This is a genomic window from Bacillus sp. MYb78 (assembly GCF_002975115.1).
GTDB lineage: Bacteria > Bacillota > Bacilli > Bacillales > Bacillaceae_G > Bacillus_A > Bacillus_A cereus.
The window spans coordinates 451,978-477,283 of sequence record NZ_PCOB01000003.1 but is presented as its reverse complement, the minus strand read 5'-3'; the positions used below and the strand labels follow the sequence as shown (position 1 = coordinate 477,283).

The window sequence follows — 25,306 nt, the reverse complement described above, 5'->3', positions numbered from 1 at the left end:
ACAATCATTTTTATAAAAAGAGAAAAAGAAAAGTAGAATAAGAAGAATTTATAAATTAGGTATATATGAACGTATAAAATGATAAAGGGGAGATTGGAATGTTAGTAGTGTATGCTTCAAAAACGGGTAATGTAAAAAGATTTGTGGGAAAGACAGGATTAGAAACTGTGCAAATTAGTGAGGAATTAATGGTTAATGAAAAATGTGTGCTTATTACTTACACGACTGGATTTGGTGCAGTTCCAGAAGAGGTGTCAGCATTTATGAAGAAGAACAATAAGAATGTAGTAGGGGTAGTAGCGAGTGGTAATCGAAATTGGGGAGATATGTTTGGAGCGAGTGCAAATAAGATTTCAAAACAATATGGAATTCCTGTATTGATGAAGTTTGAAATGTCAGGTACAAACAATGACGTAGAACTGTTTAAAACAAAAGTAAGGGAAGTATCTCATACCATTTTACAAGAAGCGGTTTAAGAAAAAGACTTCATTCTCTTTTTAGGAGAAGAAGTCTTTTTTATATTGAACAATTAGCTATTAATGAAATTCTTAATTTTCTCTACGGACTCTTTCTGATAAACGGTAATACTGGCAGTTGAGTATTTGTGTTTTCGAAGATATTTCTTATCTATATCTATTATAGATGAAATGGAATTCACTAACGATTCATAAAAAAGGGGCTCAGAATTAATAGTCAAATATCCCCGTTTGGATGCAAAGCTCGAAGAACCTTTTAGGTAACCTTTTAGAAAATGTTCTAAATATTCGTCTTCAAGAGTAGGGAATGTCATCTTACTTCTAAAATCTAATCCCAGGCGATTAAGAGAATTATATATTTTTAAAGAACAGATGCGGTCTTTATAGCAATTATCTACTGAGACATAAAGTAATTCTTCTGTCTTTTTGTTTGTCAAAGCCTGAAATATTTCTTCTAATATCGAGACTCTATCTTTTTTTACAACCATGGATAAGGAATAAGATTTGTAGTGCTCCAGTAAGTTTCCAGAACTAAATACCAATCCTAATATATAAGCTTTATAATCTGAGTCAATTTTCTCAAAAAACTCTTCATCGACTTCATATTTTCGAGAGGATTCACTATAGGAACGGATTTCAACTCCTGCATCATTTAAATAATCTAAGATACATTGTCTGGATACACTTGTCTTATCGCTAATATAAGTCAAGTCATATCCTTCTTCATATAAAGATTTGAAAGTTGGTAGTAAATGCATCAACTCTTTTTTGCGACCTTGCATCTCTACTCCTTTTTCAGTACGTAGGATTTTGCCAACAGATACAGCCGAAACGTTGTATTTTTTCGCAATAGCAGATTTGCTCCATCCTGATAAATAAAGTTCATACCATTCATCTGCATATTTCTTATGAGGAGCCTTTTCTCTAAAGGTAACGACACCAGTCAGATGCTTTCCTACAGTTGCTTTCGACACACCGTGTTTTTCGCCGATTTTTCGAAGGGATGCTCCTTCTTCATATTCTGCCTTCCATATATGAATTAATTCTTCCGTTATATCCTTTTTTGTCATACTTTCAACTCCTGATATACATCACTAATTAACTTTATTCATATAACTACACAATAAAATCATCACGTTATCTGAGATTAATCATAATGCATTATAACTTCTAATTCAAATACATAGAATACATTGATTATACAAAACAGGTATTTTAAAAATTTGATAAAACAGGAGATGTTTATAGTATGGTAACTTTATTTCATTGTTCAAATCGTGTATTTGATGAGTTTAAAATCAGTAAGGAATTAGCGGTTCATAAGGAACATATTTTAGTAGAAGGATATGGCATTTATATGACAAAAAACTATTCTGTAGCAAGTTCTTATGGAAATGTTGTTTATTCTGTTGGTATTAAAGAAGAAGATATTATTGATTGTACATCAGAGAGAGAATTATATGATTTCTTAGGAAAAGTAGGAAATGAGATAGGTATAGATTTTTCTGATTATATCAATATTGAAGATTTAATTATGTATGTCTTAGAAGGCGAGACGTCTATAACGAAGATATATAAAGAGATAAATCTACAATTAGACAGCAATGAATCTTTCTATTTTGATTTTGAAGACAAAATTACATACGAATCAGATTGTATACAGCGACAAATTGAGGATGTTGTAATAAAGAATCTTAATAGTGTAATTAAGTACAATGATAAATCTTTGGGAGAAGTGTATATTTGCCACAAAAATCCAGAGGTTTTAGAAATTGTTAATGTGCAGGAGAAAAAGTTTGTTGCTTAATAAATCGGGGATAAATTTTATATATAAATAAAAAAAGGCATTCGCTTATTGCGAGCCTTTTTATTTTTCGTTCAGTTTTTCTATCCCTTATTTAGCGTGTATAGAACAAAAGACATGATTGCCAATTGTAGTTACATATGCTCTTGTACGTTCCATCCAGTTATGAGGAGCGTATCGTGGGTCATAGAAGTACACAGTACCTTCAGGTAAATTCCTTACACCTTTGTCGAATACTTCTGCTACTGCACGTTTTGTTTCTTCACTTGGCGTTCGTTTGTAAATAGCACCATCCATCCAAGGAGAATACTGTTTAGGAGCTTTAATGACTTCCATCACTGTATCAGGAAACTCTGTTTTATCGTCTACTCGATATGCAATTGTTGTTGCAACAGCTACTTTTCCTTCATATGGCTCATCGGCCGCTTCAGCCTCTACCAACTTTTCTAACCAATAACGTTCATCTTCCGTCATCTCGATAGAAGCTCCTTTATTAATAATAGTAGTCTTCGAAACTTCTTTTTCTTTTGGTTGAGTTTCAGAGTTTGGTTCTTGCTCTACAGCTTGTGTCTTTTGAACTTGTTTTTTCTCTTGAACTACTTTTTTATCAACTTTTTTAACATTTTGATTTTCTTTTTTCTCTTCAATATGTTGTTCAGGCTTTTGAACCTCTACATTTTCGGTTTCTTGAGTGGTATCTTCTGGTTGTTGTACTGGTTGTGGTTCAGTTTGTTGTACTTCTGGAGCAGGTTCAGGTGGTGGTTCGGTTTTTTCATGATTAATATCACATTCAACAGGAAGAGGCTTTACCACCTCACAACCCTCGATAGGCATATATTTTTTAACCATATAATCCTCGATAATATTTTTACCTTCATCACTAATCTCGCAACCTTCTATAGAAGTATGTTTTTGTGTAAATGTTTTCTCTACATTATTTATGGGTTCTTTTTTTACAGATTCATGATTAATTGGTTCTTTTGATTCTGCATGAACGATATGAGGGAGTGTACATAGTGAAAATAGACCACATAATAACCATCTTTTTTGTAATTTCATTATTACCATCTCCTTTCTATGAATTAAAAATCCATACTTTAAGGATATGTATTTCATTGACAATAGTCAATGTAAAGTGGGTTCTACTATGCGGAATGTTTTGGGCTAAAATGCAGTACATTAATATGTATAAAAAATAAAGATTGGGGTGACTTCATGAAAAAACAGTTTATTATGCAATGCTTTAAACACACTATTTATGTATTATCATTCTTTTTTATGTTCTTAGCCTTTCAAGGGTCAATTCCTTTGTACGAGAAGTTATTCCGATTTGGCATCGTATTTTATTTAGTGGTTTTATTTAATTTATTTTTTGATAAAAAACCACCAACATATTTTGCTATTATACGATTCTTTTCAGATGAATATGAAAAAGAAAGCAACGAGGAGTATTTGAATAATTTAGTATCGATTTCTCACTGTGCATTAAGTGGAATGGGACAAGTACGTCAAAATAATTTATCAACAGAGGAAAAGAAAAGGGAATTTGATTTAAACATAAGAAAAGTCGAAGTGAGTTATGAAAGGATTTGCGAATTAAAACCTCCAAAAAAATATGCTGAGAGACATGATGAAATCATGCAGGATATTAAGGGCTTCTTATCTTTATATCAAAAAGACGAAATGTACACAGAAAGCAAGTAAGGAGGTGATACTATGAACATGATTATTGTATTCATCATTATAATTGCCGTTCTTGTTATAATTGGGTTTATCGTGAAAGAATTTGCGAAATTAGCTTTAGTCGCTATGGCGATTGTGATTTTATTTGGAGCGGGGTTTGTTTGGGGACCAAAAGACTTGAATGAAAAATTAGGATTATCTGAGCTTTTAACAGAAGACTCATCGCGAGAAGTAAATACATTCGCAACGGAATTTGATAAGAAACGAGAAGAAAATAAAATTGTTGATACACAACACATTGCAGATAAAGCAAATGAAACTGGTGAAAATGTAATGACAAAAGCAAAAGATAAAGTGGTAGAACTGCTCCATTAATAAAAATTTGAATATAAATATAATGAAATGTATATGATATAGGGTCATGACAAACAAGGTGCCAGGAGCGAATGAACGGAACGTCAAAATGGTTCTGACGCTCCTGCTCAATGTATTGTTATAACAACCGAAAGGGGGAGACTTCATGAAAAGAAAAAGAACGATAAAATTTTCAGAAGTAGTTCCTATGTTGTATCCCCTAACAGGAATTACAATTATTACATTTGATTTATTTACAAAACGAGAAAACGTAGTCATAGAATGTTATGGATTAGCATTTTTTTTATTTGTTTTCAGAATGGAGTATCTGACATTTAAAGAAAAACGCATGAAAAATAACACGAAGATGAACAGCACTTAATTATATAAGACGAAAGTAAAGTCAGCGAAAATGCGGGCTTTTTTTATTTGCCAAAAACAATAATTCATTGAATATCTCCTATGAAATTTAATTAATATAAAGGGAATATAAAAAACAGGTACTTTAATAACTTGAATCAATACTTAAATGTTAAAATTTGACATTTTTATTTTTGAGAGTTAGAATGAAGTTGTCTTCATAACTTTGGTTTAATCATCAAACAGGTATTGAAAATTAAAAAGGAGTGTACACAATGAAAACAGTTAACACAGTACAAACAGAAGAGATTTTACAAGGATTACAAGATGATGGAGTAAATGTAACCGTAGAAAATGTGGATGAATATTTACAGAAACAAGGTGTTTTAGTAAAAGTTCATGTGGGACGTTTACGTAACTATGTAGAAGTTACACCTGGATTATTTGGGGTAGATGTAAGTCAATCTGAAGAGTTGGGTTCTTTCTTTAAGAATTATATTCGAAATGGAAGATTGAATTTCATTCCAAACGATTATGAGAAAAAGCTAAGAAGCATTGAAGCAAAAGTGAGAAAAATGAAAGCAAGTATGGCAATTGGTTATGATAATGAATATTTACCAATTGAAATCTATAAAGATTTTTCAAAATACGTCAAAGAAGCAAGAGTTGAGTATTTTGAAGTGAGAGACAATATCTTAGCCAACTGGATTCAATTGATTAAAATCTTTGAAGAATCATTAGAGAGCAGTTTGGAACAAATGGGAGCTTTAAATAAAGAAGGCATTAAAAGAAGTATTATGAGTCGCATTCCATCAGAGGATAAATACGCTGAAAGCTTTTATTTGCGAACAAGCTTAAAAGCATTTCCTGTTATGGCGAATGTAAATTTATTTGATGATGATGTGGCAGAAGAAGTAAGAGAAAGTCTTCGTCAAGAAAGTGTAAGAAGTGTATATGAAATTATGGGTAATGTATTAAATGATGCATTCCAAGTTGTAAATCGTTCATTATGTGTTTACGAAGAGAATCATCGTGTAACAAAAACAACATTAAACAGTATTAAAAATAATTCATATCAAATTAAGAAAAAGAATTTATTTAAAAATGCTTTTGTAGATGAGATTGCGAATGATATGTACACTTTATCTGGTACACCTCAATCAGACCTTTCGGAAGCAGGGGAGATTTTGTTAGCTAAAATTTATGGGTATGCTTATGAAATTGGTGTTACAAATGAAATAGACCTGAAGAAGAGTATCTTATCTGAAGAGGAATTGGAGATTTTATGTAGTACATTTAGTCAACAAACAAAAGAAGCAATGAGCATGTAAGAATATAGCGAAAAAGACTTTGACATTTGTCAAGGTCTTTTTTTGTTGTCGCTGATTAAACGAATAAAATCACTCAATTTTTCTATAATGAATTAAATAAATTTTCAGATTGGAAAAGAGGTGATGGGCATGAATCATTGTGTGCTTTTTTCAACGATTTCTGCATTGGCTTATAGTGGTTATATTTATTCTTCAATGAATTGTGCATCTATATTTACGCAATTTGTATTTCTTTCAGTTAGTATTGTTCATGTATTGTTTGCAGTATACTTCTTAATTAAAGAGGCTCAAATGAATTAAAATATATTGACTATAGTTAATTTATGATTTACTCTTAATATAGATTAAATAGATGGAGAGTGAATAGGATGCAACAAAAATTAAACAAAATTCTTGAAGAAATCAAAGTAGAAACAAATAAATGGAAGTTAAAAGCTTTACATGAAGAAAAAGCATCTATTTTAGAGGAATTAAAGCCTTCCACAAAAGAACGTATTATTTGCTTTGAGGAATCGGAAGTAGCATTTGTTCCAACTGGATTTACAAATATGGAAGCAATTATTGATGCTATGCAAACCGTTCCTGTATTAGTGGACCGAAGAAGTATCCTTGAATACAATGCGGTGCAAAGACATCCCATTCCGTATGTAATTGTAAAACATCAAAACAAATACTTCTTTATTATTCGAGAAGGTAATAGTGGTGAAATTCGATTGATTGGAAAAATGGGGATGCTTGGTGGTCATGTAGGTGAAGAAGATATCCACGTAAGCAATAAGGATGTAGACCTGTTTAAAACGATTGAGAATGGTTTGTATCGAGAGTTAACGGAAGAAGCGGGAATTACTTCAGAAATGATTGAATCTATTCATTTAGAAGGGTTAATCAAACTATCTGGCGGTGTAGAAGATGACCATTTAGGATTTGTTTATATGGTAGAATTACGTACAGATGATATTCAAAGCCAAGAAGAAGGCGTGATTAAAGGGCTTTGGGTAGATAAAGAAGGCCTACCATCTATTAAAGACAAGTTAGAAAATTGGTCTAAAGTTGTATACGAAGAAATTCTCCAGAAAAAATAAGCACTGATAGTATCCGTACAAGAGACTGCAAATATTGTTTTGTGGTCTTTTTTACATGATAAAAGTTTTATAGTGTGAATAAATTTTGTAGATAATTAGAATGGGAGAGTGGAGTTTATGAAATTAAATGAACAGCAAATGAATTTATTAGTAAAGATACATAGCAATAAAGACCTCTTGGTAGGTTCTCCTAAGTATTTGGCGATGGATGATGATGGAGAGTTAAGGTCTTATGTAGGAGGTATTCCTACAAAAAACATGCATGGTTTTTGGGGGAATTCTTGGAACGCTATTCCGTTTGATTCATATTCTCAAGCAGATGCAGATATTTTGTCTTTTATTCAAGTGAATCATGACGTTCCGTTTGATATCGAAAAAATGCTGAAAACTGGTTTAGTAAAAACAATAACTCCTCATCCTTTATTAGACGTACTTAACGAGTGTCAACTCAAAACGTATAAGAAAGAAAAGAGTGATATAGGTGGTTTTATTGAAGAATGTCTTTGTTATGATGAGGTAACAATTTTTGGGGATGAAGATAAGTTTTTCCCTGATGGATGTAAATCGAATGTTCACTTTTTTGATAAAGAAATTTTTCAGAATTCGCTTAGTAAAGGAGTGATTATGTTACTATCTCGCTCTAAATTAATTGTTGTAGATGCTACTTTGCAGAATCAAGAAAGTTCAATAACATTGAAAAATGCTAAGGAACTAAATCGAATTGGTCATTCAATTATATTGATTGAAGAACAAGAATAAACAAGAATTTTTCTTATCACAAAGGTCTTACATGTATTGTATAAGACCTTTGTTTGTAATAATTAGATTTACATAGTAGCTTGTCGTTTTAAAAGTGTGGTTAGTCCATCTAATTGATTAACCACAACACCATCAAAACCTAAGATGTTATCTTGTGCTAATTTTTTCAATTTATCGTTAACAACACCTGACATTAGACAATTTTCAAAGCAACCTAAGTCTTTATTATAAGCACCAAGAACTATAACACCATATTCAGCTAACATGCTATCAAACTTTTCTTCAATGAAAATTTTCCCATAATATACATCGTTCATAGTTAACATAGAAATCCCTCCTGATTGTATAAGGTTACATATTTTCTGCATCTCTTTTTAATAAAGTTTTCCATAGAAACGCCTTATTTAATGTGTACTTTATATTATATATTCGAAGGTGCTGAAAAATAAGAGAGTGAATGAGGATTTCGTTTGCAAAGGGAAAGATATATAAATATTTCTATTAATTTGATTATAAAAAATAAGGGGGAAACAAAAGTGAAAGGGTTTGTTTGTATTACATCATTTGAGAATTTACACGACTTTGACCCACACCCATATGCTGTGCGTCTGCATATTACCCGAAGCATAAAACAAGGGATTATGGTTGGAAAAGGATTTGTTCATGTACCACATCTATCTCCATCCTTACATCTCTTTTTTCAAACAAAAGATAAATGGAAAAAGTTAAAATTTACAGAGGAAGAGAAAGAGAAATTAAAAAAAGGAAATACAGGGACATGGTATGATTTGTATGAAGAATCGTTTATTAAAGAAGCAACAGAAAGAAAGGACTTTCAAAAAGCGTATAAGCGTCTTAAAGAGCGTTTAGAGGCAGGAGAAAATGCAGTATTGGTTTGTTATTGCGAGAATAAAGATAAGTGTCATAGGGGGATTGTAGGGCGTTTATTAGAAGAAGATGGTTATCAAGTAATCTATCAATAACAAAGATGAGAAGGTGAACCCATGCGTTCTAAAATTGTGCCGAAAGAAATGATACCTGAGATTACAAGAGGAGTATTTGTCGAATATGAACCAGAGTTGCCATATCCATTTGTTCACTATCCTACAAGAATGGGAGTATTTCATGCCTTTCAACAAGAGAAATATGGCCCCTTATTTTATTGTTCGTGTCAAAAGCAAGGTGTTGAAAATTATTTAAAAGTAAAAGAACGTTTATCGTTTAGTGGTCTTCCGAAAGCATCACAGTTGGAATTAATGGAAATCTTTATTCAAAACATTAAATTCGAAGATAACTTATGCCATATCTGTAATAAAGTTTGTCCGAAGTATGGACATGGAAAAACAATGAATGAAACAAAGTTTTATTCTATTTATGGATATTATATAAAGGCATTGTCCTATTCTTATGGATTAGATAATAGATTTAGAGATATTTGCTACCCAAAGCATATTCCTGGGGATATTGTCCCGCTTCTAATTGCAGAAGAGCAATATGGGGGACGACTGGTTCTGGACGAGCAATCCTCTAAAGATTTTAAACGATACTGTGAAAATGTTATAAGAACTCGAATGGGGTACTTTGCAATAGGGAAAAAGTGGACATCTGAAATTAAACTTTTAGAATTAATTAAAGAAATGTTTCCTGGATACACGGTTATTCATCAATATGAGTTAGACCATCTAAAAGCGGATATCTATATTGAAGAATTACAGCTTGTCATTGAATATCAGGGGGAACAACATTACAAACCTATTCCGTTCATGGGTGGTGAAGAAGGACTGAAGAGAAGGCAGGAAAGAGATAAGGAAAAAATAGATTTATGTAAGTATTATAATCTGGATTTAGTGTATGTAACATACTTAGATGAGTTGTCAGAAAAAGTGATAAAGAATAAAATATCTCCTTATTTGAGGGAGAGAATAAATTGAACGCAGGTTCTGTATAGAATCTGTGTTTTTATTTGATTTATTGTTAAATAATCCTCTATAAAGATGATTTTGTTAATAGAGGATAACAAAAAGGCATATATTCTATAAAACTTCTTTTTATTGACTTTAGTTGATAAAATAAATAAAATTAAATAAGGGAGTTGATATCGTGAATAAAACTGCAAAAAGGTGTCTATTAGGGATTCTAAGTATAGGTGTGTTAGCGATTTCTGTAGGTTGTGAAAACAATGAAGAAGAACAAAAAACACAAACTACAAAATTAACACAAGAGCAATTGCAAAAAGTTTTAGATTCTCAGAATAAGAAAAAAGATAAAACTGAAGAAAATAAAGATGGTAATGCATCTGACGAAAATAAGCAGAAAGAAAAGCCAAAGTTGGAAAAAGATAAGTTTACAAATGAAGTGAATTTAATGATGGGTGGGGAATACATTAAAAAAATTGATATTGCTGATACTCATGCTACCTTAACCTATTATGATTCATATCAAGCGGTCATTTCTGAAAACTCTTCAATGAAAGATTTAAAAGAAGAAACATATAAAGAGTATTGGAGTACAGGAGACAAGATTGATAAATTATTTGTGATTGAAACAACAAGACTATTCAAAAAGAATCCAGTATTAGAAAACTTAGAAGTTATCCTTCCGTTTGAAGGGAAAACATATGAGGCTTCTATCAATAAAAAAGAATTAGAAAAAGTTCTGAAAGTAAAAATGGATACTTTGAATGAAAGTACAAACTGGAAAGAGTTTACGGATAAATATGCCTATGGATTAGATAATGTAGAAAGACAAAGGGTATTTAAACACTTTGTTACGATTGAATAGGCGTATGGAGAGACTGAAAGGATGTGGTGTATATGAGAAAGATGCATCAACAAAGAGTGAGAATTCCTCATTTCACAGTCCATTAGGTGGACCAAATAATGGTCCCTAAGAAAGGGATGTGATATGTATGAGCAGAAGTTATAAAAAAGTACCATGTGTAAAAGATAATCAAAAAGCAGAAAGAAAATTTGCCAATCGAAAGGTTAGAAAGTTTAAAGGTGAGATTGCAAACGGAAGTGCATATAAAAAACTATATGACCAATATGACATTTGTGAATGGAAAGTTACCTATTATTACAATACATATGTTAAAGATAAAGGAGCTGAAGAAAAATCATTATTAAATAGTGGGCAAAAATGGTCTTATTGTGATGATTATTCATATAAGGATTGGTACAAACGATACAAAAGAAAATAAAGGAGCTAATACATGAAAACAGTTCACGAAATACAGGACGAAATGAGAGCTTGTTTTAAAACGATTGAAAACTATAAAAATGCTTTTTATGAAAAACGAATTCCTAAAGATGTTTTCCAGACTGTCGTTATGGAAAATGAATCTATGATAATATCATTTAATTCCGTTTTAAAAATGAAAACAGAGCAGTGGATAAGAGATAAGATTAAGGATTTGGATACCACCGAAGATATTATACGAGATTCTTACAAGAAAAGGGAAATAGATAGGGAAGCCTTTCGTTCCCAACTGCTACAAAATAGCTCGCAAATTTCAGCTTTGAAATGGGTATTAGGAGAAAATGATAGATTTGATTAAAAGAACAGTAAATTACTGCTCTTTTTTATTATGTATAAATACAGATGCAATAAAACCAATAGTGGAGCTTATAAAAACAGTTGTACATAAAACACTTACTCCTATGATAAACCAACCGTCAAAAAGGAATGCAGAGATATAAAAGGTTAAGCAGGACATAGCAATAAGAATTGTAGGTAGCACAAATTTTAGACCTTGTTTTTCAGGATATTTTTGTTCGATAAAAGCAGAGAAAGAAAGAATCAATATAAATAAAATAAGACCAAGAAGAATTAGCTCGAAAAATCCATCCATACTATCAACTCCATTCTGTACAGTTATACTTATTATATGGGGAATCAACGAAAGATAGATTGTTTTTTTGAAATAGTTACCACATAAAAAGAAAAAAGCACCAATAGGTGCTTTTCTTCGCTAACTTGTAAGATAGAGTACAAGCCAAGGTATCAATATAACAGATGCAATAAATACTCCTACATGAGTGAATAAACTGCCTATATTTTTTGTATTGGAACGTATTAAGTAAATAAAATAAATAAGAGAGAGAACAGGGAATGCTAATACGAATAAACTAAACATGGATTTATTCTCCGCAAAAGGAATTACAAGAGCAAAAATTCCTGATATCCCCACGCCCCCACCTAAAATCATGGTTACTAAGAAATGAATAAACTTGATTTTATTATTCATTTCTTATTTAAGATTCTGCATCGCATGTAACTGCTCTTGTGATAGAATCATTGTTCCAATACACTCATCGTTCTTAAATGCGAAAAGAATGAAAGTTCCTTCAGAAAATTCTTTAGAAAGAATTTCATTATCATCGTGTACACCAACACTTTTATATCCTATCTTTATTAAATTCTCATACATTTTCTTTCCGTCAATTGCTTCGTTCATTTATGACACAACCTTTCGTTTTTTCTTTTTTAATTCTTCATTTTCTCTTATCAAATTATTAATATACTTCTTTATGATTTCTTCACTTGTAGGGTTTACACAATCTTCTTCTAATAATCTAAATATTTCACGTTTTTTTGACATAAATTTCTCCGTAAACTGTCTAATACTTTTCCTTCAGTAATGTTAAAACTCTATGTATCTCATCATTTGTTAGTTCTTTTATATTAGGAGCATATCCTAATGCTTCATTCATAACGAAATATTTTTCAGGAAGTGTAAAACCACGTTCTTTGAACTGTTTCTGAACTTCACGTCTTAGGTCATGTGTATTTTGAAAGAACTCTACCAGTAACATGTTGTATCCTCCTTTTATTTATAAGCGGTTGATAAACGTCTTTTTATCCAAGTGCTTATATTGTTTTGGGTCGTTGAATCCATTTCTCTTCTTTCAACGTAAATACATAGTGTTTTAACGTCATATTTTCGGTTTTCAAGCTCTTTTAAAACATTCTTGAAGTAATCATTACCGATTAAGTCAAATGCAATGAGAGAGCCATCTGACTTATCAGGATAGCGAATCATCCAATCGTTTGTCTGGTAGTTCCAGTAAACGGCCAGAACATTTTCCTTTCTAAAATGGCTTGTTCGTTTTCTCGGATGTGATTCAGAAAATTCGTTTGTATGAACTCGGAACAAAAAAGTAGAGAGGTCATAATCTCTATTTAACAATTCCTGTAATAAAGAGAGAAAGAAACGTCTTTCAAGCAGTTGAGAATGTAGATAAGAACCACTTCCTGACCTTGGAAAATAAATCATCCAATCATTCTCTTTTTCTGACCATTTAAAACCTAATGTAGTCTTCGAATTAAGAGAGTAGTTCATCGCACTTTTACTCCAAACTCTTCTTCAATTCGTCTTTCCATAATCTGAACTTCTTCACCTTCCGTCATATCATATGCCCATCCTGAAAATAATCTTTTTAAAATCTCTTCTTTTGAGGAGAGGGCATTTTGGAAAGCTTTATTGCTTTTCTCCTTCATTTCTTTCAAGTGTGTTTCTGCTTCTATTTTGTCAAAGGAGTAGATTTTTCCAATATAATTCGTATCAAACCCGATGCTAAAATACTTCTCTTCCTCAGATAAGCATTTTAAGTTCCATTCTATAGAGTTATTCAGTGACTTCCTTACTTTACAGGGTTCAACTTTTTCACCTCTGCATGAAGGTATAATTGCGTAAATAATCATGCCTTCTTTTATCTGATATTCTTTTGTCATTTCATTCACTCCACTCTTTTTCGTTTCGGAACTTTCTATTTAATGTACTTGTAGAAAGGGTACTAAGGATGTCTATTAATGTAGAGCATAAATCATCTGCATATGGGGAGTCTTCATGCTTTAATGTCTCTTGAAGAGCCCAAGCATCATAATCTAAATAAGGGATATCCTCTTTAGAAATAGGTAGTTTTGATTTGATAGTCTCTAAGTGAGAAAGCCCCTTGTCTAACATCCATTCCGTACATAATTCTGCTGAACGAGGCATCTCTAATTTTTTCACCTGTTCAAAAAAGTTCGTTATATTTGTAGATGTATGAATGTTGTAATACTTCATGAGTGCTGATTTATATAAGCGTAAAAGATTATTGAATGAAACATCGCCTGAATGTAATAAGTTAGATGATGTTGAGATGTTGAACCAATCCCTAATATCATCATCTTTTACTTCTATATTCTCTTTAATATTTATCCATATCACTGCACCGAGAGGGTGAGAGTAAGGAATCGGTTTTGGAAAGATAACAGGATTTCTAAAGACCCATGCGTGAGTTTTTTTATAAGGTGGTTCTGTATCTCCAGTCACAGGGATTTTGTGATGTTCATGATTGCTATTAAAGGCTTCTTTCGTTAAGGGAATGCAATCTACTAAATCGACAGTTCCAAATACCATGCCTGAACCACTTTGAATCAACGCAATTGTTCCTCGGATTTTTGCATTTTTTCCTCGAATTTCCCAATCTTTTTGACCGCTTAATATAAGATTTATCCAATGTTTCTTAATTACAAGTCCTTTCATAACCTTCTTTCACCGTCCTTTTGTTGATAATATTATAGTAACAATTTAATTAACTATAGTCAATGAAAAAAGCAACACCTATTAGGTATTGCTTTCATTCTGTTATGCTATTTTTTTAACACTTTGATGAAATTCAAAGTATTCTTCAGGTTTTAACTGATGTGGAGAATCTAATAAGGTAGCACTTCGATAAAAACCGTTAGTTAATAAGTAATACATTACTCTATTATCTACTTTCTCATTTTCATATCTATTTAAATAATATTGAAGTGAAGAGTGATTTTCCTTTTGCTTCGTTGGATGCTTTAATTGTTCTTGAATTGCATCACATAATTCTTTATTTCCCCAAAATGCATCCTCTTGTGCGAATAACAGATGAGCATAAGAGGCACCTTGTAAATACGGGTTACGTTCTAATGCCACTTTGAAATACTTCTCAATGATTTGCATCAGATTTTTATATCTTGGGATACCAAAAACCTGCTTGAATAGATTTTGAGCACAGATAAAATTATCTCCTTCGATTTTATCAGCTTTTTCTTCAATCAGAACACCATTCATATAGTGTCTAAAATAGCCTGTATCCGTTACGCTATGGAAATGGAAGACTATGAAATCCTGAAAAGGAATTCTTTCTGATAATTCCTTTGCTAATGTCTCATCAGCAAATGGTGTAATCTCGTGATTCAAAATGCTTCCGTAATTGATAACCTTGAAATTATATTTTTCATCTACAGGTAGCGTGACTAAGCACTGACTTCCGTAGTTAACTTTTAATTCGTTATCCTTTAAAATTTCTAATGTTTTTTCTGCTAATACTTTGTTTGAGATAGAACCATGAACCATGATTCCGTAATATTGTCTACTCATATATTCATCCTCCTTCATTTTATGATGCGGTTTCTAATGGTTTATATTGATGATTCAGTTTTAATACACAAGGAAACAATTTATCTACTTGCATGAACTGGTCGATAGGAAGTCGATGAAGCTCTAATTGAGAGGTGAAAATTACTCGTACACCTTTTTCATTTAATCGTTCAACAAACTTTATAAATGAGGGGAAAGGTACTTCATTTAGTAGTTGCATTCCTTCATCAATCATTACCGTTTTTATTCCACTTTGAATTATAGTTTCAAAACTGCTTACAAATTCCATGAATGAATGTTTGACTTCATCTAATGATTGTGAAAATGGATTAATTTCAACGATTTGAAATAAAGAACCATCAATATCATTATTTATTTTAGTAGAAGAAATTGTTCTTCCATTAAATGTTGTAATAGGTGTTTTAAATTCATTTATATTAGGTGTTAATAGTAGGGTGTTTTCGCATTTTGTTAATAAATCCATAAGTGATTCATTTAAGAAAAAAGTCTTTCCCACTGCGATACCGCCTGTAACCAGTAAGTTTTGATTTAAGATATGTACTCTGAACACAAGAAAAACCTTCGATGTGTATTTATAAGTTATATTATAAATAAATTATTAACTATAGTCAATAAAATTAAAGGAGGTTTGCTCGTGTGTATTAAATTGTAAGATTTCTATAATCCGATGTTAATTGGAAATAATTATTAGGTGATAGATAGGTGGGAGCATCTTTTAATGTTGCGTCACCCTCGAATCCATTCGTAAACAGATACATTTTTTCTAACGCTATATTTTTATTTGACTCCATTATGTAACGTTGATAATAAGGTCGAACGATAGAAGGAGGGAAACTGTGGGAACCTTTCAATGTACCTAATTCTTCATCCGTTACATTAGGATTTTGAATCAACGCTTGTACTTGTTCATACAATGCTCTACGCATCGGTCTTTTTTCGGATACAGAAGAGAAATGCAGGTGAGCATAAGAGATAAGAGAATAGGGATTTCTCTCATGCAGAAAAGAAAAATAAGAATCAATTGATGATAGGATAGATTCAGAAACAGGGAAGTGTAAGGTATCAGTTAATAACTGTCGTCCTATTTCTAATTTATCGAGTTCTGGACTTTCAATTTTTTGCACAAGGCATCCATTTCTAAAATGCGAGATTAACCCTTGGGCAGTTCCGTCGCAATAATTGGCAATGATAAAATCCTCATTTCTAATTACGTTTGATAATTTCAGTGCGAATTCCCTGGGTGTAAAAACAGGAGATTCATAATTTCCAATAGAATCTAATGAGATTTTTTTGAAATAAAAATCAGGTGAGGGTGGGGCTACCATTAAAACATGGCTGTCCATTATTATCTTTGGTTCATCCTTAAGTATTTGATGCGTTGATTGAATTAAGTCTTCATTTTTAATTGTTTTTGGTAGTAATAATACTTCAAAACGCCAACCCATTTCTATTCATCCTTTCTAATTACTGCTTGGTTTCATTTTCTTCCTCTATTTTGCGAATGATAGAGGAGATACTAATGTATGTATCTTGTGTTATTTGATGAAACTCTTTGATTAACTGTCTTGCTCTTTGATAGCAAGAAGGGCAAATATAAATAAATGTACCTCGATTAGAAGGGATTACACCCCATCCTGCATCTATTAGTTCTTTATTTAGAGAGTTTTTATTTGCCTCTATACTATGCTGTCCACATGTACAAGTTACTTTATGCATCATTTAATCTCATCTTCTAAGAATTGGTCTATAGATATATAAGGCTTTTCAAGAAGTTGATGTATGGCTACAGCATGTTCTTTTGCTTTAGTCCAACATGTAGGGCATAAATGAATGCACTCTGCATCAAAAGTAAATATAGTTTGAAATCCTGTATCTGACTACTCCCTCGGCTAAAGCAGTGGGGTTCTTATGTACTTAAGAGAATCGTTACAAAGCTCTCCACAGATGGTGTTACGATATTCTGTGTACAACATCTTTGATTTATCTTCTGTTCCATAAGACTTTCTTATTTACACAACCGATGTTGTGTTGGCAATAAGTTTTAACGAAGGCAGGTAGCTCTACCTACGAAGGAATGGTTCCTTATTTTATAGGATACCCATGCTGAGTGGGTATTTTTTCTTTGTTTGTTGTAATGCTTCTATGTGTTGATTATGTAGATGTACAAAGGTATCGAATGTTTCGATACAGCGTTCTTGATTGGTTTGTTTTAAATTTGCATCACTATTCATTAATAAAAAAGCACTATATAAATCTCGTTGTACGAGATGATTTCCGATTTGACTCCATCGTTGATGGAGTTTTTTCTTTTCATAGCTATTTGTTACATGATTATATTGACTGGCTCTAAAAGTTATCGTATTTACTTTTTGTATCTCTTGTTTACCATACTTCAATTTTTGATTGATGATGTTCACTAACATGGCAGGGGCATGATTCCCAATACTTTTCCCAAAACGCTTTTTGGATTGGAATCTGCCTTGTTGATTTGTTTTTGTCTCTTTTGTACGTTTTGCTAATCCTTTAAAATGCATGGTTTCAATATACACTTCATCACCTAAAGATAAAATGTGATTTGCTAATGCACCATGTTTTTCTTTGATATAAGAAGCTTTTTTTCTGTACAACTCATTTAATAATTTTTTTGTTTTTTGATAGTTTTTACTACATATCCAATGAAGCTTGATGCCACGTTTTATTGTGCCATTTGTGTTAAAGTTATTTGGATTTGTACGTCTACGGCTTCTATCTAACTTGCGTAATAAACGTCTTTTTTGATTCTCAAATAAAGGAACATCAGGAGCAATTTTTTGGATAGAAACGGTTTCTTCCGAAACAATGGCAATGGTAGAAGGACCAATATCTATACCTACTCGCTTTTTCTTTTGGTAGGAATGTCGAAATGCTCCTGTTTTATTGATTCTCTTTGCAGGGGGAATGCCACCCATAACAAGCTGTACATAAAACGTAACTTTTCCACGAATTACTTTTTTGACAAAACGACAATATTTTATCGTATGAAGGGCGAGAGATTCTTTTATAAATAAATCATTCTTGCGAAAATGAACAGGAAGGAGTAATCCATTCCAATAGACCCTGTTTTCTTTAAATCGAATACCCGTTTTATTCGATTTCCCTTCTACCGAATGAAGCATTCCGTATGATTTAAAGTGTGCTTTTGCCCCTTTAAATATCACATCTTCCATCGCTTTCCAAACGGTAGAAGCAATTTTTTGAGAGGTATAGCTATCTATGTGTTTTTTATAATTATGTTGGTGTTTTTTTATATAAGCGTGAAGTTGATATTCACTTAATCCAAAAGATTGACGAATACTATCTAATTCTTTTGATATTTCTTTCCATTCTTTTGGGTGATTTGCTTTTTTTGCCTTTTGATAGCAACGTATTTGTTTTCTATAAGCTTTTGATTCTTTCATGAGCCTATATTGTTTCGTTGCGTAAGATAATGTGGTGTTATAGAGTTTACGGGCAATTTCAAAACGTTTACATAGAATATCCGTTTGCCATGTATCCAACATTAATTTTAGTTCTACAATAAAACAATCTTTCTTTGGTTTTGTCATTGCCCTTCACTCCTTTCTTTTTTGTTTATGCATATTATATAATGTAAACGTATGTTCTATAAAGGAAAAAGAACTTCATTCCTCCCACCACTAAAGAAGTGGGAGGAATGAAGCTCACTTCGGTAAGAAGATATCTCCAACAGATGCGATACCGCTGTCAATGGTTTTCTTCTCTCCGCATTTACATGTAATGGTTCTCATTAATAACTACTTCCTTTATTTACATCTCTTTATTTACATCTGTTAAGCAATCAGATGGAATAGGGGAGCTCAACCACACCTCGTCACCTGCATATTCAACAGTTACGCCAAGATTCTTGGCCATAATGGTATCTACTTTTAATAAAACGGGAAACTGATTACGTTTCGCAGATTTATTTGCAAAAAAGGTTGTTTCTGATAAATGAACATTTACTCGTTTCATTGGCAGTAACCCCAATTTTTGAATAGAGTCCAAATGTTCCATACCAGTACCATGATAAAGAATATCTGGTAACACTCGATTTTGCTCTTCATCACTTTTCACCGCAATACTATGACCGTATCGAGCTTTTATTTTTGTTCCTGTAGAGTCGAGTTTGTAACGTTGTTTTTCGTCTGTTTTAACAACCTCTAAAATCATCTCAACAGTCACAAGATTAACCCATTTTTCATTCGAAGAAATGGCATTTAATAGTTCATCAATTGGTGCATAACCATATTCATCTAAAGAAACATGGAATTGAGAAGGGGAATGACGAAGGATTTTACAAAGGAATCCACCGAGTTTATTTGCTTTTGTTTTTGATAAACGAGCCATGTGTAAAAGACAATCCTTTCTTTAGTGGGATTTTTTATTTGGTACAAAGAATATTAATAAGGGCATAGTAATAAAACAGACAAAAACATTCATTGCCAGTGCATAATATAAAAATCTTTTATGAAACAAAAAAGATTCAAGTTCTTTATCATTCATTAACAAAAGAAAAAGGGAGCTGAATAGTACAGCCAATGTTGTCTGTAATAAAGTAAGATATGCATTTTTACTGCAAAAGTATAACTTTATTAATTGAATTCTATCATTTATAGAAGTCACGTCCTTTATCAGTGTTACTCGTATATAGCTATTGTAAAACACAATTAAACTATTGTAAATAAAATATATAAAATAAGTAAAAAATATATTACTTAAATAGACAATTATTATTGTTTTTTGAGATTATATAAAATAAAAAACACCGTATTACAGTACGGTGTTTTTGTAAGAAGTATATAAGTTTATACTCCTATCTCCATATCGGATGTTTACCAATTAATCAATATTATATCTTACTGCAAAGAGAAAAACAAATGTTAGTTAACCTTGATTTTTCCGTTTTTCTTTAAGAAACGTAGTAATTTTCTTTCTTTTCTTTCAAGAACCTGTTTTTCGGAGTTATTCATATCAAAATTATAGTTAAATTGAGAACCTGAAATTGTTTTGTTAATTCCTGTTAACGTTGTTTCAACTATGTAATTATGGCAATTTGGACATTCTTCTTTAACTGAGATTAACACACTACTATAATTAGAAGATTTCTCTACTAATGTAGAACCACAAACCATACATACATTTTGTTTTATTTGTTTTTTCTTAATTCTCTTGTTCATATGCTAAAACATCCTTTCAATGTATACAAGCTGAACAATGTATACACTTTCTTTTTTCAGCATATCGAGAAGAAACTTTTTCGTCAACTAATTTATTGTATAGATGTATTAGATTTATGAGATTTTCTCTAAGTTTTTCATATGTAAAGTAGAACCATTCTTGCTTTTGAATTGCCCGTTGCCTACATAACTTTCAATGACATGTGTTTTGCCACTTCTTTTGTTAAGAACTGAATCCCCTTTAAAAAACGGATATTTATCAGAATTATCTTCTTTAGGTTCAAAAGTTTCTAAAATACGGATGGCGAATTCAACTTTTTTGCTATTTAATTCGTTTTTAGGAATTAATAAATTTTGAATAATTTCCGTACTTGTAGGATTTTCCCGTGCTTGTTTCTTGTAATTCTCGATATCTTCTTTTATACACTCCAAATGTTTATTAAGTATCATAAGAGGTGCATCTAATGTACCCATTCTATTCACTTCCTTATTGTTTTTAATAAATTTACAAAAAGGCATTTGGATGAACTGGAATGCCTTCTTTTTAGTTATTGAGTTATTCTTTTAATCAGTTCAGGGATAGGAGGGAGCAATACAGGTAGTTTTTCTTTAAACTCCTGCCAATTGTTCACTCTCGTAATATCCGCTGATACCTCTTGGTTCCATGGTTGATTCATACATACAGTAACACGCCCTAATGAATGAAACTCTTCTAAATTATGAGGAGCATCATCAAATAGTAATGAACCTGTTACTAAATATTTTGAAGAAGTAAAAACAATGTTCTTTTGCTGAACAAAGGGCAAGTTTTTCTCCACCCATTTTCTTTTATCGTCAGCAGGGTTAGAAGTTTTGCAATACTTGTGGCAGTGTGCCTCACCATTAGCGTGTCCTCTTGGGCTTGCTGAGACTAATACGATTTCATAGGTATCAGATAGCTCTTGCAATACGTCAACGGCTCCAGGGAATGGCTTAGGATAGTGTAAGTATAATCCTGGATGTTTTAATAAGTCATATATTTGTGCCCCGCAATAATCTTTCGTGTAATGCTGAACATCCCAACTTAACAATTGTTCTTTTTTTAAATTATCTTGATAATGATTGTTATATACAGACAACCATTCATCTACGAAATTAGCAATCGTATCATCCATATCGAATAATAAGATTTCTTTTCCTTCACTTGTAAAAAAACGTTCATTACCTTTATAAAATACTCTTTTAATCATACTTCCTTCCTTTCTCGTATCCATACAATATCTATTTAGAAAAGCAAAGAATTCACTACTCCTAATAAAATATCTGCTTCAAAAACAAGTTCTTCAGATGAATTCCCCATGCCTAATTCGAAAAAATCTTCTTCTTTATTATAAGAAATATGTAATGGTTCTGTAGGATAGGGTGTGTTAAATGAATCAGATTTTACAGTAACACTTACTTTGTTATTTGTAGTTTTTGCAAGAAATAACATGCGTTGTAATAAATCTGATTGAATGCAAACTTCACGTTCAGAATGACCGTCTACTTCAGAATCATTTTCGCTTTGAAATACGAGTTCAATATTCTCACTTTCTAAGTAATGAATCACTGTTACAAGGTAGTGATAATCATATATATGTTTGCTTTTATTCTCTAAAGTTACGGTTATTTTTTGAGTCATTCTATACCCTCCTGTTTTTAATTACTCTACTTATTCCATTTAACACCAATATAAATATTGAGAAAGAAAAAACAGATGATATTTAAAGAGAATGAAAAGCATTGGTAGTATGGACTATTAATATGAAAATGCGAACCGCAAACTGCAATTAAAACAGTAAAAATAAATAAAAAAATTAAAATCCATTCAACTAAAGGGCTTTTTAAGAAAAACTCTCTCTTAAATGGGAGGTTAATATAAGCTTTTTCATTATCTTTGAATAGTGAAATTAATCTCATTTTTCATATCCTCACAATCTATTTATTGTAAGTAACATTATAATATTATATTTAACTATAGTCAATGATATGTTATACTTAAGTAAATAATATTTTACGAGGCGAGGATGCTGAAAGAACTTATATATCTAAAAGGTGAAAACAAGACTGAGATAACAGCCATGCATATTGCACAAGAATTAATTAATAAAAGTAAACCAAATACGAACGAGTCTATCACACATCTAAAATTGCAAAAATTGCTGTACTATGCACAAGGATGGAATTTAGGGATTCATGGAGAGCCGATGTTTACAGATGATATTCACGCATGGGTAAATGGGCCAGTTGTTCCAACCATTTATAACCGCTTTAAGCGATATGAGTATTTTGAAATCGGGAAAATTAATTGTTTCTGGGATGAAAAAACAAATAAACCCTTTGTAGACCATGAATTTAAACGAATTTATTGTTCTAAAGAATTATGGTGTCACATGATAAAGTCTGAAATTGAGAATAAGTCGGAGGAGCGAATCTTTCATTTTGGTAAAAAGAAAAGTGGAGAAGAGAAGAGCGAGGAAGTTAAAAGGGAGTTGAAAAGATATAAGGATTATAATTTTTATCCAGAAGGAAGAGAAATAATATGATTAAACCACTATTATATAAAGGACTTACAAAAGAAGGGAAATGGGTGCGAGGTAATTTAGTATACACAACCGATTGCGAGAAAGAGCATCAAGCTATTATTATTCCTACTGAAAATAATGGTATGTATACACAAGGAAATACTTCATATCCTGTTTCAAAGAGTGATAGAGAATACCTAAGAAAGATAGGAAAGGACAAGTTTGAAACGAATGATTTAGGGTTTGAAAAATGGTATCCAGTTGATATTAATACTGTAAAAGTTATTAATAAGATAGAAAACGAAAGTAACGCTGACCTACTCATGAAGAATGACAAAATAAAAGTTACGAAAGAAATTGCTGATGCATTATCTGAACTATTAAATATGTGCAGAACTGATATAGTTTGTGCAGTAAATGAATATTTTGATATGCGTTTTGAATGGGAGGAGCAAGGTGATGGACTTAAAGTTCTTACTGAATTAGGGACAGATAATTTTATAAAAGCGATGTACTTCGGTTATGAAGTTAAAAATGAAAAAGCAGAAAATTGAGTTGAATAGAAGTTGTTTGTAAATAAACTTAGTACAGTAACCAGTATCCTTAAACAAAAAAATCACTTCCTCAATTATAGGAAAGTGATTTTCAAGGAGAATATGTTATACTTCTTGTAATGTGATTATTAACCTAATACTCTGGCAATTTAAAGTGATATCGGTGCGCTTGATATACTTATGCGTAGAATTAGACTATTTATCCATTATAATCATAAAAACAATTTATAACAATGATTAATTTTTATATATTTATAATAAAATTTATAAATTTGTTGCAAGCTTACAACAACCACAATCGTACAAATAATAGTTGTACAAAAACAAGGGGCTAATTAGGCTCCTTGTTTTTGTTTTGCAACTAAATCTTCTGCGTAATAGGGTCTCAATATATCTTCAATTGTAAATTCTTCATTTTTATCTCTATTGAAAAACAGTTCGAATGGTGTTTCAGATGGTCTTTCTAAACGTAATTCAAATGTATATGGTGCTGTCATGATACTTACGGCACAATCACTGCCGATATAGCTACCGTTATCTGTTTGGATATGCTTTACAAATATTGATAGAGTCAGTAATAACTGACTGTTATGTAAGTATGCATCTAAACATTGATATAACTGTTCATGAACGGAATGACCATTGTCTTGATATTCTGCTTCTGTAATTAAATCAAAGTTATCTTCATAAAAATGAATGAGTCGAGGTAGCCTATCTCCTAAGTACATTTCCTTCCATAATAAATTTGATTGCAATAGAAGTGGCTTGTGATTTGCATGACGATTTCGAATTGATTTTATATGTGAGCCATAACCAGTCCCTAAATTATCAAAATCAAAATCAATTAAATTTTCTTCACCAAAAACACGCAATTCATCGTTTTGCAACTCGTATATATCAAAGAATAAACCTGCGTAAAAAGCGAGTTGAGATAAATCAAGTTCCTTTCCAACAACTGCTTCAATAAACATCAAAATATGTTCTAATTTTTCTCCAGTCATTTTTGTAACAAAGACCTTTTTCATTTTAGGTTCAGTTTGATGAATTGTAAATATTTTAAACTTATTTCCATATAATCTTTTTCCATTCACTGTTTTCATGACAGGGTTTAGTCCTCTGTAGTAGGAGTATATAGCATGAAGGTTTTCTCTGATGCATCTTGCTTTGTTATCATCTTCTTGTTGAAAATAATTACTTGCTTGTATGTACCGTTGTAAAATTTGCTTATAGGATTCCTCAGAAAAGGAATCTAATGATATATCAATCCCTTTTAATATCGTTTCTTTTGCTATTTCATGAACAGAGAAAAAAGACGACTCTTCTAACTGGCTATATTTCATATTGAATTCTTTAATTAATTCAAGCATTTCTTTATCCATTATCATCACCTCAATTTTAGTTTTTATATGTTATTGATAAAGATAAGTGAATATTCCTCATGCATTTCTCTATCACATATTTATAAATCAAAGGAAATGTTCTTTCAAATTAAATAAAAAAGAACCCTTGGTACTACCATTTGGGCTCTTTAATCTGGTCTTTTATGGTTGCTACAAATAAAAAAAATATTAAAATACTGGCACTTGAGAAATAGGAGATGTCAAAATATAGATTTTCTCTACAAATTCTCATAGAAGAGCAGAGAACTAAAATGAAATAGATAAAAAACAGAAGTTTAATAGAAGAGGGGAAGCCCTTGATTTTTTGTAAATCTATTTTGTCTTTCA

At 31.5% G+C, this 25,306-nt stretch carries 37 protein-coding genes; 16 read left to right on the top strand and 21 right to left on the bottom strand.

From position 1 onward, the window contains the following. Nucleotides 1–98: 98 nt before the first annotated feature. Nucleotides 99–476: a class Ib ribonucleoside-diphosphate reductase assembly flavoprotein NrdI gene (nrdI, locus tag CQ064_RS10565; RefSeq protein WP_000964117.1), complete on the top strand. Its 378-nt coding sequence runs from the start codon at nucleotides 99–101 to the stop codon at nucleotides 474–476. 53 nt (nucleotides 477–529) lie between these two features. Here the strand turns inward: nrdI and CQ064_RS10560 are convergent, their stop codons facing one another. Further along, nucleotides 530–1,546: a hypothetical protein gene (locus CQ064_RS10560; RefSeq protein ID WP_000161921.1), complete on the bottom strand. Its 1,017-nt coding sequence runs from the start codon at nucleotides 1,544–1,546 to the stop codon at nucleotides 530–532. A 179-nt stretch (nucleotides 1,547–1,725) separates the two neighbouring features. On the opposite strand from CQ064_RS10560, the gene CQ064_RS10555 reads away from it, so the two are divergent. After that, complete coding sequence (locus tag CQ064_RS10555) at nucleotides 1,726–2,283, top strand: hypothetical protein (RefSeq protein ID WP_000256989.1); 558 nt, start codon at nucleotides 1,726–1,728, stop codon at nucleotides 2,281–2,283. Between the two features lie 87 nt (nucleotides 2,284–2,370). Here the strand turns inward: CQ064_RS10555 and CQ064_RS10550 are convergent, their stop codons facing one another. Beyond that, nucleotides 2,371–3,339, bottom strand: coding sequence for a cell wall hydrolase (locus CQ064_RS10550; RefSeq protein WP_000776000.1), 969 nt, complete (start codon nucleotides 3,337–3,339; stop codon nucleotides 2,371–2,373). A gap of 156 nt (nucleotides 3,340–3,495) precedes the next feature. Between CQ064_RS10550 and CQ064_RS10545 the strand changes: the two genes are divergently transcribed. The 7 genes from CQ064_RS10545 to CQ064_RS10520 all read left to right on the top strand — a co-directional run bounded on the left by CQ064_RS10545 (nucleotide 3,496) and on the right by CQ064_RS10520 (nucleotide 7,849). After that, nucleotides 3,496–3,984, top strand: a complete 489-nt coding sequence (locus tag CQ064_RS10545; protein ID WP_000743855.1) for a hypothetical protein — start codon at nucleotides 3,496–3,498, stop codon at nucleotides 3,982–3,984. 12 nt (nucleotides 3,985–3,996) lie between these two features. Further along, nucleotides 3,997–4,338 (top strand): hypothetical protein, encoded by a 342-nt coding sequence (locus CQ064_RS10540; protein WP_001055965.1) that lies wholly within the window; start codon nucleotides 3,997–3,999, stop codon nucleotides 4,336–4,338. A gap of 145 nt (nucleotides 4,339–4,483) precedes the next feature. Beyond that, nucleotides 4,484–4,699, top strand: a complete 216-nt coding sequence (locus CQ064_RS10535; protein WP_000824136.1) for a hypothetical protein — start codon at nucleotides 4,484–4,486, stop codon at nucleotides 4,697–4,699. 253 nt (nucleotides 4,700–4,952) lie between these two features. Next, on the top strand, nucleotides 4,953–6,008 hold the full coding sequence (locus tag CQ064_RS10530) for a hypothetical protein (protein WP_000859801.1): 1,056 nt from the start codon (nucleotides 4,953–4,955) through the stop codon (nucleotides 6,006–6,008). 129 nt (nucleotides 6,009–6,137) lie between these two features. Then, nucleotides 6,138–6,308, top strand: a complete 171-nt coding sequence (locus tag CQ064_RS33595) for a hypothetical protein (RefSeq protein ID WP_001015071.1) — start codon at nucleotides 6,138–6,140, stop codon at nucleotides 6,306–6,308. Nucleotides 6,309–6,376: 68 nt separating this feature from the next. After that, complete coding sequence (locus CQ064_RS10525; RefSeq protein ID WP_001186326.1) at nucleotides 6,377–7,090, top strand: NUDIX hydrolase; 714 nt, start codon at nucleotides 6,377–6,379, stop codon at nucleotides 7,088–7,090. A 117-nt stretch (nucleotides 7,091–7,207) separates the two neighbouring features. Beyond that, nucleotides 7,208–7,849, top strand: coding sequence for a hypothetical protein (locus CQ064_RS10520; protein ID WP_000772906.1), 642 nt, complete (start codon nucleotides 7,208–7,210; stop codon nucleotides 7,847–7,849). 68 nt (nucleotides 7,850–7,917) lie between these two features. Here the strand turns inward: CQ064_RS10520 and CQ064_RS10515 are convergent, their stop codons facing one another. Further along, nucleotides 7,918–8,175, bottom strand: coding sequence for a hypothetical protein (locus CQ064_RS10515; RefSeq protein ID WP_000957072.1), 258 nt, complete (start codon nucleotides 8,173–8,175; stop codon nucleotides 7,918–7,920). 210 nt (nucleotides 8,176–8,385) lie between these two features. Here CQ064_RS10515 and CQ064_RS10510 point away from each other — a divergent pair, with 210 nt between their 5' ends. From CQ064_RS10510 to CQ064_RS10490, 5 genes are all read left to right on the top strand, one after another. Continuing rightward, on the top strand, nucleotides 8,386–8,832 hold the full coding sequence (locus CQ064_RS10510) for a DUF488 family protein, N3 subclade (RefSeq protein ID WP_000675764.1): 447 nt from the start codon (nucleotides 8,386–8,388) through the stop codon (nucleotides 8,830–8,832). 21 nt (nucleotides 8,833–8,853) lie between these two features. Then, nucleotides 8,854–9,780, top strand: a complete 927-nt coding sequence (locus CQ064_RS10505; RefSeq protein ID WP_001256704.1) for a hypothetical protein — start codon at nucleotides 8,854–8,856, stop codon at nucleotides 9,778–9,780. Between the two features lie 169 nt (nucleotides 9,781–9,949). Further along, nucleotides 9,950–10,630 carry a hypothetical protein gene (locus CQ064_RS10500; RefSeq protein ID WP_001043841.1) on the top strand — a complete coding sequence of 227 codons (681 nt, stop codon included), beginning with the start codon at nucleotides 9,950–9,952 and terminating at the stop codon, nucleotides 10,628–10,630. A gap of 127 nt (nucleotides 10,631–10,757) precedes the next feature. After that, the gene (locus tag CQ064_RS10495) at nucleotides 10,758–11,048 is read left to right on the top strand and encodes a hypothetical protein (protein WP_000091670.1); all 291 of its coding nucleotides are present in this window, start codon (nucleotides 10,758–10,760) and stop codon (nucleotides 11,046–11,048) included. Between the two features lie 12 nt (nucleotides 11,049–11,060). Continuing rightward, entirely contained in the window at nucleotides 11,061–11,405 is a 345-nt protein-coding gene (locus CQ064_RS10490) for a hypothetical protein (RefSeq protein ID WP_000859467.1), read from the top strand. Between the two features lie 12 nt (nucleotides 11,406–11,417). Here CQ064_RS10490 and CQ064_RS10485 read toward each other — a convergent pair whose 3' ends face one another. The 17 genes from CQ064_RS10485 to CQ064_RS10405 form a co-directional block, all read right to left on the bottom strand. Then, nucleotides 11,418–11,699: a YesK family protein gene (locus tag CQ064_RS10485; RefSeq protein ID WP_000348605.1), complete on the bottom strand. Its 282-nt coding sequence runs from the start codon at nucleotides 11,697–11,699 to the stop codon at nucleotides 11,418–11,420. A 399-nt stretch (nucleotides 11,700–12,098) separates the two neighbouring features. Then, on the bottom strand, nucleotides 12,099–12,305 hold the full coding sequence (locus tag CQ064_RS10475; protein WP_001001056.1) for a hypothetical protein: 207 nt from the start codon (nucleotides 12,303–12,305) through the stop codon (nucleotides 12,099–12,101). Then, on the bottom strand, nucleotides 12,306–12,449 hold the full coding sequence (locus tag CQ064_RS33590; protein ID WP_000039109.1) for a hypothetical protein: 144 nt from the start codon (nucleotides 12,447–12,449) through the stop codon (nucleotides 12,306–12,308). It lies immediately after the preceding gene. A 19-nt stretch (nucleotides 12,450–12,468) separates the two neighbouring features. Next, nucleotides 12,469–12,663 carry a hypothetical protein gene (locus CQ064_RS10470; RefSeq protein ID WP_000927822.1) on the bottom strand — a complete coding sequence of 65 codons (195 nt, stop codon included), beginning with the start codon at nucleotides 12,661–12,663 and terminating at the stop codon, nucleotides 12,469–12,471. Nucleotides 12,664–12,677: 14 nt separating this feature from the next. Next, nucleotides 12,678–13,190, bottom strand: a complete 513-nt coding sequence (locus CQ064_RS10465) for a hypothetical protein (RefSeq protein WP_001109822.1) — start codon at nucleotides 13,188–13,190, stop codon at nucleotides 12,678–12,680. Further along, nucleotides 13,187–13,582, bottom strand: a complete 396-nt coding sequence (locus tag CQ064_RS10460) for a hypothetical protein (RefSeq protein WP_000159907.1) — start codon at nucleotides 13,580–13,582, stop codon at nucleotides 13,187–13,189. Before CQ064_RS10460 ends, CQ064_RS10465 begins: the two co-directional genes overlap by 4 nt. A 1-nt stretch (nucleotide 13,583) precedes the next feature. After that, nucleotides 13,584–14,378: an ASCH domain-containing protein gene (locus tag CQ064_RS10455; protein ID WP_000677467.1), complete on the bottom strand. Its 795-nt coding sequence runs from the start codon at nucleotides 14,376–14,378 to the stop codon at nucleotides 13,584–13,586. Nucleotides 14,379–14,480: 102 nt separating this feature from the next. Then, nucleotides 14,481–15,248 (bottom strand): hypothetical protein, encoded by a 768-nt coding sequence (locus CQ064_RS10450; protein WP_000091003.1) that lies wholly within the window; start codon nucleotides 15,246–15,248, stop codon nucleotides 14,481–14,483. Nucleotides 15,249–15,267: 19 nt separating this feature from the next. After that, complete coding sequence (locus CQ064_RS10445) at nucleotides 15,268–15,819, bottom strand: hypothetical protein (RefSeq protein ID WP_003320158.1); 552 nt, start codon at nucleotides 15,817–15,819, stop codon at nucleotides 15,268–15,270. Nucleotides 15,820–15,910: 91 nt separating this feature from the next. Then, complete coding sequence (locus tag CQ064_RS10440) at nucleotides 15,911–16,714, bottom strand: hypothetical protein (protein WP_000539830.1); 804 nt, start codon at nucleotides 16,712–16,714, stop codon at nucleotides 15,911–15,913. A 19-nt stretch (nucleotides 16,715–16,733) separates the two neighbouring features. After that, nucleotides 16,734–16,985, bottom strand: a complete 252-nt coding sequence (locus CQ064_RS10435) for a hypothetical protein (RefSeq protein ID WP_238546631.1) — start codon at nucleotides 16,983–16,985, stop codon at nucleotides 16,734–16,736. 371 nt (nucleotides 16,986–17,356) lie between these two features. Continuing rightward, nucleotides 17,357–18,853 carry a hypothetical protein gene (locus CQ064_RS10430; RefSeq protein WP_000165578.1) on the bottom strand — a complete coding sequence of 499 codons (1,497 nt, stop codon included), beginning with the start codon at nucleotides 18,851–18,853 and terminating at the stop codon, nucleotides 17,357–17,359. 220 nt (nucleotides 18,854–19,073) lie between these two features. Continuing rightward, nucleotides 19,074–19,652, bottom strand: coding sequence for an RNA 2'-phosphotransferase (locus CQ064_RS10425; RefSeq protein ID WP_000113349.1), 579 nt, complete (start codon nucleotides 19,650–19,652; stop codon nucleotides 19,074–19,076). Nucleotides 19,653–20,185: 533 nt separating this feature from the next. Beyond that, nucleotides 20,186–20,482 (bottom strand): hypothetical protein, encoded by a 297-nt coding sequence (locus tag CQ064_RS10420; protein WP_001042278.1) that lies wholly within the window; start codon nucleotides 20,480–20,482, stop codon nucleotides 20,186–20,188. Between the two features lie 114 nt (nucleotides 20,483–20,596). Next, on the bottom strand, nucleotides 20,597–20,956 hold the full coding sequence (locus CQ064_RS10415) for a hypothetical protein (RefSeq protein WP_000536907.1): 360 nt from the start codon (nucleotides 20,954–20,956) through the stop codon (nucleotides 20,597–20,599). A gap of 74 nt (nucleotides 20,957–21,030) precedes the next feature. Next, a complete protein-coding gene (locus CQ064_RS10410; protein ID WP_015055218.1) occupies nucleotides 21,031–21,711 on the bottom strand; it encodes a 5' nucleotidase, NT5C type in 681 nt (226 codons plus the stop codon). 35 nt (nucleotides 21,712–21,746) lie between these two features. Next, the gene (locus CQ064_RS10405) at nucleotides 21,747–22,142 is read right to left on the bottom strand and encodes a hypothetical protein (protein WP_000192253.1); all 396 of its coding nucleotides are present in this window, start codon (nucleotides 22,140–22,142) and stop codon (nucleotides 21,747–21,749) included. Between the two features lie 385 nt (nucleotides 22,143–22,527). Between CQ064_RS10405 and CQ064_RS10395 the strand changes: the two genes are divergently transcribed. Both CQ064_RS10395 and CQ064_RS10390 read left to right on the top strand, forming a co-directional pair. Further along, on the top strand, nucleotides 22,528–23,046 hold the full coding sequence (locus tag CQ064_RS10395; protein ID WP_000910601.1) for a Panacea domain-containing protein: 519 nt from the start codon (nucleotides 22,528–22,530) through the stop codon (nucleotides 23,044–23,046). Continuing rightward, the gene (locus CQ064_RS10390) at nucleotides 23,043–23,579 is read left to right on the top strand and encodes a hypothetical protein (RefSeq protein ID WP_000595034.1); all 537 of its coding nucleotides are present in this window, start codon (nucleotides 23,043–23,045) and stop codon (nucleotides 23,577–23,579) included. The genes CQ064_RS10395 and CQ064_RS10390 overlap by 4 nt, the downstream gene beginning before the upstream one ends. Before the next feature lie 335 nt (nucleotides 23,580–23,914). Here the strand turns inward: CQ064_RS10390 and CQ064_RS10385 are convergent, their stop codons facing one another. Further along, entirely contained in the window at nucleotides 23,915–24,958 is a 1,044-nt protein-coding gene (locus CQ064_RS10385) for a hypothetical protein (protein WP_000356902.1), read from the bottom strand. Between the last annotated feature and the right edge of the window lie 348 nt (nucleotides 24,959–25,306).

Excerpts from the sequence above, each read along its gene's own strand:
- nrdI (WP_000964117.1), top strand. The coding sequence starts at position 99 with ATGTTAGTAGTGTATGCTTCAAAAACGGGTAATGTAAAAAGATTTGTG.
- CQ064_RS10560 (WP_000161921.1), bottom strand. The coding sequence starts at position 1,546 with ATGACAAAAAAGGATATAACGGAAGAATTAATTCATATATGGAAGGCA.
- CQ064_RS10555 (WP_000256989.1), top strand. The coding sequence starts at position 1,726 with ATGGTAACTTTATTTCATTGTTCAAATCGTGTATTTGATGAGTTTAAA.
- CQ064_RS10550 (WP_000776000.1), bottom strand. The coding sequence starts at position 3,339 with ATGAAATTACAAAAAAGATGGTTATTATGTGGTCTATTTTCACTATGT.
- CQ064_RS10545 (WP_000743855.1), top strand. The coding sequence starts at position 3,496 with ATGAAAAAACAGTTTATTATGCAATGCTTTAAACACACTATTTATGTA.
- CQ064_RS10540 (WP_001055965.1), top strand. The coding sequence starts at position 3,997 with ATGAACATGATTATTGTATTCATCATTATAATTGCCGTTCTTGTTATA.
- CQ064_RS10535 (WP_000824136.1), top strand. The coding sequence starts at position 4,484 with ATGAAAAGAAAAAGAACGATAAAATTTTCAGAAGTAGTTCCTATGTTG.
- CQ064_RS10530 (WP_000859801.1), top strand. The coding sequence starts at position 4,953 with ATGAAAACAGTTAACACAGTACAAACAGAAGAGATTTTACAAGGATTA.
- CQ064_RS33595 (WP_001015071.1), top strand. The coding sequence starts at position 6,138 with ATGAATCATTGTGTGCTTTTTTCAACGATTTCTGCATTGGCTTATAGT.
- CQ064_RS10525 (WP_001186326.1), top strand. The coding sequence starts at position 6,377 with ATGCAACAAAAATTAAACAAAATTCTTGAAGAAATCAAAGTAGAAACA.
- CQ064_RS10520 (WP_000772906.1), top strand. The coding sequence starts at position 7,208 with ATGAAATTAAATGAACAGCAAATGAATTTATTAGTAAAGATACATAGC.
- CQ064_RS10515 (WP_000957072.1), bottom strand. The coding sequence starts at position 8,175 with ATGTTAACTATGAACGATGTATATTATGGGAAAATTTTCATTGAAGAA.
- CQ064_RS10505 (WP_001256704.1), top strand. The coding sequence starts at position 8,854 with ATGCGTTCTAAAATTGTGCCGAAAGAAATGATACCTGAGATTACAAGA.
- CQ064_RS10495 (WP_000091670.1), top strand. The coding sequence starts at position 10,758 with ATGAGCAGAAGTTATAAAAAAGTACCATGTGTAAAAGATAATCAAAAA.
- CQ064_RS10490 (WP_000859467.1), top strand. The coding sequence starts at position 11,061 with ATGAAAACAGTTCACGAAATACAGGACGAAATGAGAGCTTGTTTTAAA.
- CQ064_RS10485 (WP_000348605.1), bottom strand. The coding sequence starts at position 11,699 with ATGGATGGATTTTTCGAGCTAATTCTTCTTGGTCTTATTTTATTTATA.
- CQ064_RS10475 (WP_001001056.1), bottom strand. The coding sequence starts at position 12,305 with ATGAACGAAGCAATTGACGGAAAGAAAATGTATGAGAATTTAATAAAG.
- CQ064_RS33590 (WP_000039109.1), bottom strand. The coding sequence starts at position 12,449 with ATGTCAAAAAAACGTGAAATATTTAGATTATTAGAAGAAGATTGTGTA.
- CQ064_RS10470 (WP_000927822.1), bottom strand. The coding sequence starts at position 12,663 with ATGTTACTGGTAGAGTTCTTTCAAAATACACATGACCTAAGACGTGAA.
- CQ064_RS10465 (WP_001109822.1), bottom strand. The coding sequence starts at position 13,190 with ATGAACTACTCTCTTAATTCGAAGACTACATTAGGTTTTAAATGGTCA.
- CQ064_RS10460 (WP_000159907.1), bottom strand. The coding sequence starts at position 13,582 with ATGACAAAAGAATATCAGATAAAAGAAGGCATGATTATTTACGCAATT.
- CQ064_RS10455 (WP_000677467.1), bottom strand. The coding sequence starts at position 14,378 with ATGAAAGGACTTGTAATTAAGAAACATTGGATAAATCTTATATTAAGC.
- CQ064_RS10450 (WP_000091003.1), bottom strand. The coding sequence starts at position 15,248 with ATGAGTAGACAATATTACGGAATCATGGTTCATGGTTCTATCTCAAAC.
- CQ064_RS10440 (WP_000539830.1), bottom strand. The coding sequence starts at position 16,714 with ATGGGTTGGCGTTTTGAAGTATTATTACTACCAAAAACAATTAAAAAT.
- CQ064_RS10435 (WP_238546631.1), bottom strand. The coding sequence starts at position 16,985 with ATGCATAAAGTAACTTGTACATGTGGACAGCATAGTATAGAGGCAAAT.
- CQ064_RS10430 (WP_000165578.1), bottom strand. The coding sequence starts at position 18,853 with ATGACAAAACCAAAGAAAGATTGTTTTATTGTAGAACTAAAATTAATG.
- CQ064_RS10425 (WP_000113349.1), bottom strand. The coding sequence starts at position 19,652 with ATGGCTCGTTTATCAAAAACAAAAGCAAATAAACTCGGTGGATTCCTT.
- CQ064_RS10420 (WP_001042278.1), bottom strand. The coding sequence starts at position 20,482 with ATGAACAAGAGAATTAAGAAAAAACAAATAAAACAAAATGTATGTATG.
- CQ064_RS10415 (WP_000536907.1), bottom strand. The coding sequence starts at position 20,956 with ATGGGTACATTAGATGCACCTCTTATGATACTTAATAAACATTTGGAG.
- CQ064_RS10410 (WP_015055218.1), bottom strand. The coding sequence starts at position 21,711 with ATGATTAAAAGAGTATTTTATAAAGGTAATGAACGTTTTTTTACAAGT.
- CQ064_RS10405 (WP_000192253.1), bottom strand. The coding sequence starts at position 22,142 with ATGACTCAAAAAATAACCGTAACTTTAGAGAATAAAAGCAAACATATA.
- CQ064_RS10395 (WP_000910601.1), top strand. The coding sequence starts at position 22,528 with ATGCTGAAAGAACTTATATATCTAAAAGGTGAAAACAAGACTGAGATA.
- CQ064_RS10390 (WP_000595034.1), top strand. The coding sequence starts at position 23,043 with ATGATTAAACCACTATTATATAAAGGACTTACAAAAGAAGGGAAATGG.
- CQ064_RS10385 (WP_000356902.1), bottom strand. The coding sequence starts at position 24,958 with ATGGATAAAGAAATGCTTGAATTAATTAAAGAATTCAATATGAAATAT.